9 protein-coding genes and 1 pseudogene are annotated in these 11,074 nt (G+C 72.9%); 5 read left to right on the forward strand and 5 right to left on the reverse strand.

Annotated features, from left to right (window positions below; genetic code table 11):
* Positions 1-38 precede the first annotated feature (38 nt).
* On the forward strand, positions 39-1,547 hold the full coding sequence (locus GT042_RS10605) for a glycoside hydrolase family 3 protein (RefSeq protein WP_161308457.1): 1,509 nt from the start codon (positions 39-41) through the stop codon (positions 1,545-1,547).
* A gap of 65 nt (positions 1,548-1,612) precedes the next feature.
* Here the strand turns inward: GT042_RS10605 and GT042_RS10610 are convergent, their stop codons facing one another.
* The 3 genes from GT042_RS10610 to GT042_RS10620 form a co-directional block, all read right to left on the reverse strand.
* Entirely contained in the window at positions 1,613-2,134 is a 522-nt protein-coding gene (locus GT042_RS10610; RefSeq protein ID WP_345943732.1) for a hypothetical protein, read from the reverse strand.
* 4 nt (positions 2,135-2,138) lie between these two features.
* Positions 2,139-3,029: a heavy metal-binding domain-containing protein gene (locus GT042_RS10615; protein ID WP_345943733.1), complete on the reverse strand. Its 891-nt coding sequence runs from the start codon at positions 3,027-3,029 to the stop codon at positions 2,139-2,141.
* Positions 3,030-3,098: 69 nt separating this feature from the next.
* A complete protein-coding gene (locus GT042_RS10620; RefSeq protein ID WP_161308458.1) occupies positions 3,099-4,112 on the reverse strand; it encodes a heavy metal-binding domain-containing protein in 1,014 nt (337 codons plus the stop codon).
* Positions 4,113-4,328: 216 nt separating this feature from the next.
* Here GT042_RS10620 and GT042_RS10625 point away from each other — a divergent pair.
* Both GT042_RS10625 and GT042_RS10630 read left to right on the forward strand, forming a co-directional pair.
* Positions 4,329-4,836, forward strand: a pseudogene (locus tag GT042_RS10625) (SigE family RNA polymerase sigma factor).
* A 66-nt stretch (positions 4,837-4,902) separates the two neighbouring features.
* Complete coding sequence (locus GT042_RS10630; RefSeq protein WP_161308459.1) at positions 4,903-6,180, forward strand: hypothetical protein; 1,278 nt, start codon at positions 4,903-4,905, stop codon at positions 6,178-6,180.
* Positions 6,181-6,305: 125 nt separating this feature from the next.
* Here GT042_RS10630 and GT042_RS10635 read toward each other — a convergent pair whose 3' ends face one another.
* Entirely contained in the window at positions 6,306-7,997 is a 1,692-nt protein-coding gene (locus tag GT042_RS10635; protein WP_161308460.1) for a bifunctional 3'-5' exonuclease/DNA polymerase, read from the reverse strand.
* Positions 7,998-8,141: 144 nt separating this feature from the next.
* On the opposite strand from GT042_RS10635, the gene GT042_RS10640 reads away from it, so the two are divergent.
* Positions 8,142-9,056: an NADP-dependent oxidoreductase gene (locus GT042_RS10640; protein WP_161308461.1), complete on the forward strand. Its 915-nt coding sequence runs from the start codon at positions 8,142-8,144 to the stop codon at positions 9,054-9,056.
* A gap of 62 nt (positions 9,057-9,118) precedes the next feature.
* On the opposite strand, the gene GT042_RS10645 is transcribed toward GT042_RS10640, so the two are convergent.
* Entirely contained in the window at positions 9,119-9,679 is a 561-nt protein-coding gene (locus tag GT042_RS10645; RefSeq protein ID WP_161308462.1) for a sugar O-acetyltransferase, read from the reverse strand.
* A gap of 132 nt (positions 9,680-9,811) precedes the next feature.
* Between GT042_RS10645 and GT042_RS10650 the strand changes: the two genes are divergently transcribed.
* On the forward strand, positions 9,812-11,050 hold the full coding sequence (locus GT042_RS10650; protein ID WP_161308463.1) for a DUF2786 domain-containing protein: 1,239 nt from the start codon (positions 9,812-9,814) through the stop codon (positions 11,048-11,050).
* The last annotated feature ends 24 nt before the right edge of the window (positions 11,051-11,074 follow it).

Below are 11,074 nucleotides of genomic sequence, written 5' to 3' on the forward strand. Positions count from 1 at the left end.
GGGGCCGGGTCGTCCGGCACTACCGGAAGGCCCAGCCGATGTCCTCCAGCAAGCACAGCAAAGAGCTGCGGCGACTCGCGCTCTCCGTCCTCCAGCCGGGCTTCGTGGGTACCGAAGCGCCGGACTGGGTCCTGCGCGACATCCGTGACGGCCTGGCCTCCGTCGTGCTCTTCGCCCGGAACATCGTGTCGCCCGAACAGGTCGCCAACCTGACGGCCCAACTCCGCGCCGAGAACCCCTCGTTGATCATCGCGATCGACGAGGAGGCGGGGGACGTCACCCGCATCGAGTCCTCGACCGGCTCCACCCGTCCCGGCAACTTCGCCCTCGGCGCCGTCGACGACCCCGAGCTGACCGAGTCCGTCGCGCGCGACCTGGGCCGCCAGCTGCACGCGGCCGGCGTGAGCCTCAACTACGCGCCCAGCGTGGACGTCAACTCCAACCCCGACAACCCGATCATCGGCGTGAGGTCCTTCGGCGTCGACGCCGGACTGGTCTCCCGGCACGCCGCCGCGTGGATCCAGGGACTCCAGGCGGGCGGAGTCGCCGCCTGCGCCAAGCACTTCCCGGGCCACGGGGACGTCGCCGTCGACTCCCACCACGGCCTGCCCACGTACGACGCGGACCTGGACGAGATCGCCGCGCAGGCGCTGCCCCCGTTCCGGGCCGCCCTGGAGGCCGGGGTACGGGCGGTCATGAGCGCCCACCTCCTCGTACCGGCGTACGACCCCGACCTGCCGGCCACCCTCAGCAGCCGCGTCCTCAACGACCTGCTCCGCAAGGAACTCGGATTCGACGGACTGATCGTCACCGACGCCATCGAGATGGGCGCCGTGACGAACCGTTACGGGATCGAGGGCGCCACGGTCATGGCCGTCGCGGCCGGCGCCGACGCCATCTGCGTCGGCGGGGAGAACGCCGAGGAGTCCACCGTCGGCCTCCTCGCCGACGCCCTCGTCCGCGCGGTGTCCGCCGGCGACCTGGCCGAGGACCGCCTGGCGGAGGCGTCCCGCCGGGTCGCCGAATTCGCCGAATGGTCCACGCGGTTGGGCCAGGGGGTCCCGGTCGACCCCGTCAGCGGCGACATCGGCTTCATCGCCGCCCGGCGCGCGATCCGTACGAGCGGCCCGACCCAGGGTGTTCTCCCGCTCACCGCCGCTCCCCACGTGGTGGAGCTGGTGCCCTCCAACAACCTGGCCATCGGCAAGGAGACGCCGTGGGGCGTCGCCGTACCACTGCGCGAGCGGCTGCCCGGAACCACCTTCGTACGCGTGCACCACCAGCAGTTGGAGGCCGACTCCACGGTCCTGGAGAAGCACGCGCTGGCCCCCGCGTCGGGCCGTCCGATCGTGGTGGTCGTACGGGACGCCTCCCGGAACAAGTGGATCGGACGCGCCCTCGCGGACCTCACCGCCGCGCGCCCCGACGCGATCGTGGTGGAGATGGGCCTCCCCGGCTCCACCGCCCCCGGCGCGGTCCAGATCTTCACCCACGGCGCGACGGCGGCCTCGGGGGTGGCAGCCGCGGAGGTCCTGATCGGGGCCTGACGTACCGTCAGGGAGGATTCACCGCCTGTACGTTGCACTGCTCCGGCGCCCGAGCCCGAGCGCGGTCAGCCCTCCAGGATCAGTTTCTCCAGGGCCGCGCGGGCCTCGGCGTCGGAGCGGGAGCGGGCGGCCATGGCCGCGGCCAGGCGGCGGGTCCACTCGTCAAAGGCCACCGGGGTGCGGGACAGGACCACGCCGCGGACCACCTTGGCGACCTCCGCCACCGGGTGGCCGTGGGTCAGGGTGAGGATGAGGCGTGCGTCCTCCAGGGCGATCTCCACCCGTTCGACCCGGCCCTCGCGGCCGGCGAGGCGGTCCGACAGCGTGCGCCTGCGGTCCAGGGTGATGGAGCCGGGCGGGAGGGCCGCCGCCAGGGAGCCGCTCAGGACCTGGCCGTAGATCTCCAGGTCCGCCGCGTCCCTGCGCAGCGCCGCCGCCAGCGTGTCGACCGACTCGGTGGGGGCGGGGGCGGGGAGGTGAGGGGCGTTCTCGGCGGGCAGGTTGTCCTCCGGCCGGCTTTCTCCCGGCTGGTTCTCTCGCGGCTCGTTCGCCGCCGGCTCGCTCTCGTGGGGCTCGCTCTCCGTCACGGTGTCACCCGTCCAGGCTCAGCACCATCGTCGGACGTTGGATCTCGTGGTCGGAGCGCAGCGGCCGTACCGCCGTACCGATCGAGAAGAACTCCGTGGTGTGCCCGCCCCAGCGGTGGTTGTGCGCGTTGAGCTGGACGCCGACCACGCCCTCCGCGTCCAGCTCCTCCGCCTCCGCCTGCATCCGGGCCATGGCCAGTTCGCGGGCGTCGTAGAGGGCCTGGGTGAACTTCTCGATCTCCACGTTCTTGCCGAAGTTGGAGAACGTGGACCCCATCCGCTGATGCGCGATGTGGTAGACGCAGGTGCCCATCACCATGCCGAGCGGCGCGTAGCCCGCCCGGATCAGGGTCCAGAAGTCCTGGCCGGAGAGGTCCGAGGTGAAGGGCTGGCCCTTGTTGTTGCGCCAGGCCGTGCCGCCCGGCGCCGGATGGTCGGACTTCACCGCCGTGCCGATGGCGATGAACTCGGCGATGTCGTTGCCGAACTCCCGTGCCTCGACGCTCAGCCGGACCCCGACGATGCCGTCCGCGCCCAGTTGCGCGGCCTCCGCCTCCATCCGGGTCATGGCCAACTCGCGTGCGTGGTACATCGCTTGGCTGAGGGTCTCCAGCTCCTGGTTCTTGTTCCAGCGGCCGAGCTGGATGCCCACGTGGTAGATCGAGCTGCCGAGGACCAGACCGATGGGGCGGAAGCCCACCTCCCGTACGAGCAGGAACTCGTTCACCGAGAGGTCGCTGGTGAAGATCGAACCGGCCTTCCCCGGCTCCAGGGCCGCCAGCCTGCGCATGGCGTCGGCCGGGACGCCCTGCTCGTTGGGTCCGGCGTCGGAGTTCGGCGCCCCCTCCATGGCGCCCCCCTCGTTCGTACCCTCGTCCGCGTAGTCACCGCTCACGTCTCCACCTCTTCCTCCGGGCTGCTCGCGCCGTGCCGTGGCACCGGCCGTCCGTCGCTGTCTCCGCCGTCATCCCTGGTCGCCCAGCTCCTCCAGCTCCTCGGCGAGCCGGCGCCGCTCGGCCGGATCCGCGTACGGACTGCCCTCCGTCTCCGCGAGCCGTCGGCGCAGCCGCTCGCCCCGCCGGTCCAGCGGCATCACGGCGAGCGTCGGCGGGCGCTCCGCCCGCGCCTGGAAGCGGGCGATGGTCGTGGCCACCATCGTCGACTCGGCCACGTGGTCCTCCGCCTCGGTGCCGTAGCGGGACGCCCGTACGCAGGACTCCCGCCAGATCCGCAGGTCACCGCTGGCGAGGATGACGCCGTCGCCGCCGGCGTGGGTCCCTTGCAGCTCCAGCTGGTGCCGGGCGTCGGCCCGTACCTCCCCGACCAGCGCGCTCCACGCGCCGACCTCGGTGTTGCTCCAGGAGAACGCCTGCGAGCGGGTGCCGAAGTCGTCGTGGCGGACGCCGATCGACATGCCGACGAGCAGTTCCACCGGCACCCAGCCGGCCGCGACGAGCTTGGCGAAGCCCTGGCCGTCCAGGTGGCAGGTGAAGGGGCGGGGCGCGCGGACGTCGCCCCTGGCCCGGACCGCCGTACCGATGACCTTGAACTCCAGGCAGTTCGGCTGGGACGGGAAGGGGGCCATGGTGAATTCCGCCGCGACGACGCCGTCGCCGCCGAGCGCCGTGCACTCCGCCGCCAGCCTGCCGAGAGCGGTACGGCGCGCCTCATCGAACACATGAACGAGTCCGGCCGCCGGCGCGCCGTCCCCGGACAGGGCCACCTGTCCTGGCGCGGTCGACATCGTGTAGCCCGCGCCGAGGTAGAGGCAGTCGTAGTAGCCCCAGTTCCGGCTGGAGCGTCCCAGCTGGTAGACCGTCGATCCCATCGCCTGGCCCACCGGCTCGAAGCCCACCGAGCGGATCGCCGCGAAGGCGCTCGTGGAGAGAGCGGACGACCACGTTCCGCTTCGTTGGGCCTCGGTGATGCGCAGCTCGGCGGCCGGAGGCAGGCCGGCGCCGCTCCAGGGGACCGTCATCCACCCACCACCTGTCACCACCCGTCCCTTTTGTGCCTCTATTCACCCTAATCGAGTCGGCCGGATGCCGCCCGACCCCGGTCCCCGGATCCCTTTGAAACATTCCGGCCCCGCCGTCGCGTCAGAGAGAGGTAAGGGCGGGAAGCCGGGGCAGTCCAGGTGAACGGGGAAACCATGGGCCTCATGGGAGTGAGGGGGCGTTGGAGCCGCGAGGCCGTGCGCACGGCCCGCGCGGACGATTTCAAACACTTCGCCGTCGGCCGTACGAACCATCTCTTCCGCTCCGCGTGCCTGCTGACCAGCGGCGACACCCATCTCGCCGAGGATCTGGTGCAGGAGACACTCGGCCGGATGTACGCGCTGTGGGGGCGCGTCGCCCGGATCGACAACCCGGCGGGGTACGCGCAGACCGTCCTGGTCCGTACGTTCCTCACCCACCGGCGGCGGCGCTCGGCCACCGAACAGCCCGTCGGGGAGATCCCCGAGACGGCCCCCCACGCGGGCGACGACCCCGCGCTACGTGGCGCTCCTCTCCGCGCTCGGCCAACTGCCCCCGAAGGACCGGGCGGTGGTGGTGCTGCGCTACTGGGAGGACCGCAGCGTCGAGGAGACGGCGCTCGCGATGAATTGCAGCTCGGCCGCCGTACGGACCAGATCCGTACGCGCGTTGGCGAAGCTGCGTGACCAACTGGGCGGCGTGTATGCGGAGTTCGCCGATCACTGATCCCGGCGGAACTCCCGTTCAGCGCTGTCCTGTCCCGTGAACCATGAGTAAGGAGTGGGATCAACCATGCCCTTTGAAGAGCCTTTCGAAGACAGGATCGGTCACGCGCTGCGTGCCACGGGCGACGCCTTCGAGCCCGCCGACCGGTCCACCCTGGTCGACGGCGGACTGGCGCGCGGCCGTCGCACAGTGGCCCGGCGCCGTTCGGCCGCCGTGACCGGCGGTGTGCTCGCGCTGGCCGTCGTCGGCGTCGGCGGCGCGTACGGGGGCGGGCTGCTGGGGGGTACGGGGACCGGCGACACGTCCCTCGCCGTGCCGGCCCTGACCGCCTCCGAGGCAGGGGTCTCCGGCGCGGAGCTGGCCAGGATCCTGACCGGTCTGCTCCCCGACGGAAAGCTGAGCGAGGTGAGCGCCCGAGCGGCCGGGACCATGCCCAGCGCCGTCGTGTCCGGGGTCTTCGACGACGGCAAGGGACCGGCCGCGATCTCCGTCGTCCTCACGCACGTGGGCGGCAAGCCCGCGATCCCGCAGACGCAGTGCCCGGACCAGGTGTTCGTACCGTACGAGTCCTGCTCCGGCACCGAGCTCCCCGACGGTTCGTCGCTCCGGATCTTCCAGGGGTTCGAGGGCCCGGACCTCAAGGACGGCGTCAAGCGGTGGCAGGCGACGTGGCGGAACGGCAGGTTCCTGGTCGACGCCACCGAGTACAACGCGCCGGCCCAGAAGGGCGCCCAGGTCTCCCGGCCCGAACCGCCGCTCGACGCAAAGCAGTTGCGGGGCCTGGTGACCTCCGCGGAATGGAGCGGGCCACTGCGCGCGCTGCCCACGGCCCCGCCCGGGAAGGAAACCGGTCGGCCGTCCACCCCCTCCAAGTCCTCGGAGGCGGCGGGCGGCAAGGGCACGGGCGGATCCGCCGCCACCGCGTCCGGGTCGGTCCGTGAGATCTTCCTGTCCCTGCTCCCGAAGAAGGCGAAGGTGCTGGAACAGGGCGGCCAGGCCGACGACTACGCGTACGCCGTCGTGGACGACGGCAAGGGAGCCAGCTTCGTCCAGATCAACGTGCAGCCCGACATGCTCGACGTCGCGGACGAGCTGTACGGCGAGGGCGCGACGACCCTGCCGGACGGCACGCTCCTCAAGACGACCAAGCAGCCCAGCGAGAAGGGCGGCAAGGACGCGGTCATGTGGACCGCCGACACCATGCGCCCCGACGGGCTCCGCGTGGTGGTCTCCGCGCTCAACGCCGGAGAGTTCCGCGCGGACGCGACCCGCAAGGCCCCCGCGCTCTCGATCGCCCAGCTCACCAGGCTCGCCACCAGCGAGAAGTGGGTGACGCGCCGCTAGGGCGTATCCGTTGTCCGCAGGTGTGGCACCGCGGACACACTGAAGGACCAGCGTCGCGATCCGCCGGGCCGGGGGGCTCGGCGGATCGCCGCGGCCCGGAGGCCGCCCGCCCGGCCCGCCCCCGCTCACTTCGCGTCGAAGTACCGCTCCACCGTCGCCGTCGTGAACGGAAACCGCACCGGCGTCTCGCCGAAGGCGACCCGGCCGGCCAGCTCCCCCGCCGCCCGGATCGCCTCCGTCACCTCCGCGGCCTCCTCCTCCGGGCAGTGCACGATCACCTCGTCGTGCTGGAAGAACACCAGCTCCGCCCGCATTTCCGCCGTCGCCCGCCGCAGCGCCGCCAGCATCAGCAGCGCCCAGTCGGCCGCGCTGCCCTGCACGACGAAGTTCCGCGTGAAGCGCCCCCGCGCCCGGCCGTTCGTCGACGCGTACCCCGGCGTGAACTCACCGTCCACGGTGGCCGCCTCCGCCGCGTCCTGCGGGATCCCCGCCTCGCCGTCGTCCTCCGCCCCGGCCGCGCGCGGGCTGGTGCGCCCCAGCCACGTCCGTACGAGCCTGCCCTCCTCGCCCGCCCTCGCCGCGTCGTCCACATACGCCACGGCCAGCGGGAACCTGCGCCGCAGCGCCGCCAGGTTCTTCAACCCGTCACCCGACGTCTGGCCGTAGATCGCGCCCAGCAGCGCGATCTTCGCGTGGTCGCGATCGCCCGCGAACGCCCGGTCGGACAGCGCCGTGTACAGATCGCCGCCTTGCCCGGCCACCTCCATCAGCCCCGGGTCGCGGGAGATCGCCGCCAGCACCCGGGGCTCCATCTGGTCGGCGTCCGCCACCACCAGCCGCCACCCCGCGTCGGCGACGACGGCACGCCGTATCACCTTGGGGATCTGGAGCGCCCCGCCGCCGTTGGTCGTCCAGCGGCCCGAGACCGTACCGCCCGGCAGGTACTCCGGCCGGAACCGCCCGTCCCGCACCCAGTCCTGGAGCCATCCCCAGCCGTGCGCCGTCCAGATCCGGTACAGCTTCTTGTACCGGATCAGCGGCTCCACCGCCGGGTGGTCGATCTCCGCCAGCTCCCAGCGCCGCGTCGACCTCACCCTGATGCCGGCCCCCGCGAACGCCTTCACCACGTCGGCGGGCAGATCCGGCCGCACCCGCCGCCCGAACGCCGCCGACACCTCGTCCGCCAGCTCCGCCAGCCGGCGCGGCTCACCCCCGCCCGCGTACCGCTCGCCCAGCAGCTCGTGCAGCACCTCCCGGTGCACGTCCGCCCGCCACGGCAGCCCCGCGCGGTGCATCTCGGCGGCCACCAGCATGCCCGCCGACTCCGACGCCGTGAGCAGCCGCATCCGTCCGGGATGCTCGGCCGCCGCGTGGCGCTCCTGCTGCCGCGCGTAGACCTCCAACAAGCCCTCGAAGGGGACGTCCGCGCCCGCGTGCGGCTCGAACAGCGACGACTGCGAGCCCGGCGCCGCCGAGCGCGGCGGCGGATCGGGCGGTACGGGCCCGTTGCGCAGCCGCGCCCAGGCCGCCGCCGCGGACCGGGGCTCCCCGAGCCGCCCCTCATGGCCGAGGAGGAGCTGCTCCGCCGCCTCGATGTCGTAACACCGCTCCACCCGTACCCCCGCCGCCAGCAGGCGCGGATACGTCTCCGCCGTCGACCGCCACACCCACCGCCCGACCTCCGGCAGCCGCTCCCTGACCGCCGTGACCAGCTCGGGCTCCCGCAGCACGGGGCCGGCGGGCAGGCCGTCGGCGCCCAGCGGAGCGAGCAGCGCGCCGCCGCCGTCCGTCGGTGCGACAGCCCATCGTCCGGTCATGGAATCGAGTCTCGCAGGAGGGTCTGACAGCAGGGTCTGACACGACGGACTGACACGAGAGTCCGACTGCCAGCCGGGCCCGGGAAGCGGGAGGATCGATTCCGTAGACAACACGACCCCCCACCCCACCCCACGGAGACACGCATGAAGGCGATCCAGTTCGAGGAGTTCGGCGGCCCCGAGGTCCTGCACCTCAAGGACATCGGCGAACCACACGCGGGCCCCGGCCAGGTCCGCGTCGCCGTGAAGGCCGCCGGCGTCAACCCGATGGACTACAAGATCCGCCACGGATGGCTGAAAGATTTCTTCCCCACCCCGCTGCCGTACGTCCCCGGCCTCGAATTCGCCGGTGTCGTCGACGAGACCGGCGAGGGAGTGACCGAGTTCGCCGTCGGCGACGAGGTGCTGGGCTGGAGCGCCACCGGTTCGTACGCCGAGTACGCCCTCGCCGACGTCATCGCGCCGAAGCCCGCCGGGCTCGGCTGGGAGGAGGCCGCGGCGATCCCCATCGCCGGGGAGACCGCGCTCCGGGTGCTGGACCTGCTGGCCCTGGCCGACGGCGAGACCCTGCTCCTGCACGGGGCGTCCGGCGGTGTCGGCGCGGTGGCCGTACAGCTCGCGGTGGCGCGCGGCGTCAACGTCATCGGTACGGCGGCCCCCTCGAACCACGACTACGTGCGCTCCCTGGGCGCCGTGCCCGTGGCGTACGGCGACGGTCTGGTCGAGCGGGTCAGGAAGGTCGCGCCCCAGGGCGTGGACGCCGTGTTCGACGCGGCCGGCAAGGGAGCGCTGCCCGACTCGATCGAACTGCTCGGCGGTACGACCGACCGCATCGTCACCATCGCGGACGGGGAGGCCGCCGAGTACGGGGTGACGATGACGTCCGGCGCGCCCGACGACGAGTGGAAGCGGAACTCGCTCGTACGGAACGCCGGGCTGGCGGTCGAGGGCGGTCTGCGCCTCCGGATCGCCGAGACGTTTCCGCTGTCCGGCGCGGCGGAGGCGCAGGCGAGGAGCGAGGAGGGCCACCCGACGGGCAAGCTGGTGATCGTGCCGTAGGGGAGCAGGGCCGTAGGGCCGCAGATCGGGGTGGGGGCGGGGGGACGGCGTGCACCCGCCCCCTACTCCGCCAGCGTCCTGATCACCCTCGCCGGATTCCCCACCGCCAGCACCCCCGCCGGCAGGTCCTTCGTCACCACGGCCCCCGCCCCCACCACCGTGTTCTCGCCGATCGTCACCCCCGGGCAGACGATCACCCCGCCCCCCAGCCACACGTTGTCCCCGATGGTGATCGGCGCCGCCCTCTCCCAGCCCGCCCGCCGCCGTTCCGTGTCCAGCTCGTGGAGCGGCGTGAGCAGTTGGACGTTCGGGCCGATCTGGACGTCGGCCCCGACGGTGATCGGGGCCGCGTCCAGGAACACCGCGTTGAAGTTGACGAACGTACGGGCGCCGATGCTGATGTACGTGCCGTAGTCGCAGTGGAACGGCGGCCGGATGTTCACCCGCTCACCCACCGAACCGAGCAGGTCCGCCAGGATTCCCGCGCGATCGGCACGCGCGGCGCCTCCGTTCGCGTTGTACGCCGCGCAGAGCGCGAAGCGGCGCTCGGTCTCCGCGCCCAGCTCCTCGTCGTCCGCGATGTACCACTCCCCAGCCAGCATGCGCCGCTTGTTCTCGCCCACGGAGGTCCCCTCGTCGGATGCGTACGCCGATACGTACACCGATATGTATGACGTATACGGAGGCACCCACGCCAGCCGCACACCCGGTCTGGGATCATTGATCCTCCGAGTAGGTACGGAGAGGGCAGTGGCATGAACGAGGCCGGCACACGGACCGTCGAGCTGGCCCTCGCCGCCCTCCTGGCCACCGGCGGCCGGGGGAGCGACGGCAGCGAAGGCGTCGACACCGGTGCCTCCCTCCTCGCCGCCGACCCCTCCGCCGACGCCGAGCTGCGCCGGCGCGGTGAGGGGTTCGTACGGCTGGCCTGGGAGCGCGGCTGGCAGCCCGCCGACGTCGTACGGCTGGTCCGCCGCGATCTCGATGAGCCGCACGTACGGCTCGTCACCGAGCTGATCGCGGCGGAGACGCGCCGGTACGAGCGGCTCCCGCCGCGCTGGTCCGACCAGCTCGCCGACCTCACCGCCGGGCCGGCCAAGGCACAGGCGCAGGCCCCGGCGCCGCCCCGGACCGACCGCTTCTCCCACGCCACCGCCGTACTGGAGCTGTACCGGCTGCTCATCCGCCTGCCCGCCGTCGAACCGGTCGGTCCCGTTCCTGGCACGCCCCTCCACCTGCCGCCCGCCGAGGGCGAGCCCCGCATGCTCACCCGGATCCGCGCGCTGCTCGCGAAGGCCGAGGCGACCGGCTACCCGCCGGAGGCCGAGGCGCTCACCGCCAAGGCCCAGGAGCTGATGGCCCGGCACAGCATCGACGACGCGCTGCTCGCCGACCGGACGATGCGGGGCGATGTGCCCGGCGCCTGCCGGATCGGGGTGGACGCGCCGTACGAGACGGCGAAGGCGATCCTGCTCGACGCCGTCGCCACCGCCAACCGCTGCCGTGCGGTGTGGAACAGCGCGTACGGCTTCTCCACCGTGGTCGGCTTCGAGGCCGACCTGGCGGTGGTCGAACTGCTCCACACCTCGCTGCTGGTGCAGGGGACGGCGGCGATGACCCGCGCGGAGGCGGAACAGCGGGCGGCGGGGCGCAAGCGGACGAAGACCTTCCGCCAGTCCTTCCTGATGGCGTACGCGTACCGCCTCGGCGAACGCCTGGCCGCGGCGACCGACCAGGTCACGGCGGACGCGCGCGACGAGTCCGGTGGCACCGGGGGCTCCGCTCTCCTCCCGGTCCTCGCCGCGCGGGACGTGGCGGTCGAGGACCGTACGGACCGGATGTTCCCCGAGACGGTCGCGACCCGCGTGCGCGGGGTGACGGACGAGGCGGGCTGGACCCACGGCACCTCGGCGGCGGACGCGGCGCGGGTCCCGGGCGGCAGGGGTACGGGGGAGGGGCGCGGCCGGATCCGCCCGGGACCGGACCGACCTTAAGGGCGTTCCCCCCCCCGGCCACCC

The sequence above is a fragment of the Streptomyces sp. SID3212 genome, assembly GCF_009865405.1.
Taxonomy (GTDB): Bacteria; Actinomycetota; Actinomycetes; order Streptomycetales; family Streptomycetaceae; genus Streptomyces.

Coding starts and splice junctions, on each gene's coding strand:
- GT042_RS10605 (WP_161308457.1), top strand. CDS start 39: ATGTCCTCCAGCAAGCACAGCAAAGAGCTGCGGCGACTCGCGCTCTCC.
- GT042_RS10630 (WP_161308459.1), top strand. CDS start 4,903: ATGCCCTTTGAAGAGCCTTTCGAAGACAGGATCGGTCACGCGCTGCGT.
- GT042_RS10650 (WP_161308463.1), top strand. CDS start 9,812: ATGAACGAGGCCGGCACACGGACCGTCGAGCTGGCCCTCGCCGCCCTC.
- GT042_RS10620 (WP_161308458.1), bottom strand. CDS start 4,112: ATGACGGTCCCCTGGAGCGGCGCCGGCCTGCCTCCGGCCGCCGAGCTG.
- GT042_RS10635 (WP_161308460.1), bottom strand. CDS start 7,997: ATGACCGGACGATGGGCTGTCGCACCGACGGACGGCGGCGGCGCGCTG.
- GT042_RS10640 (WP_161308461.1), top strand. CDS start 8,142: ATGAAGGCGATCCAGTTCGAGGAGTTCGGCGGCCCCGAGGTCCTGCAC.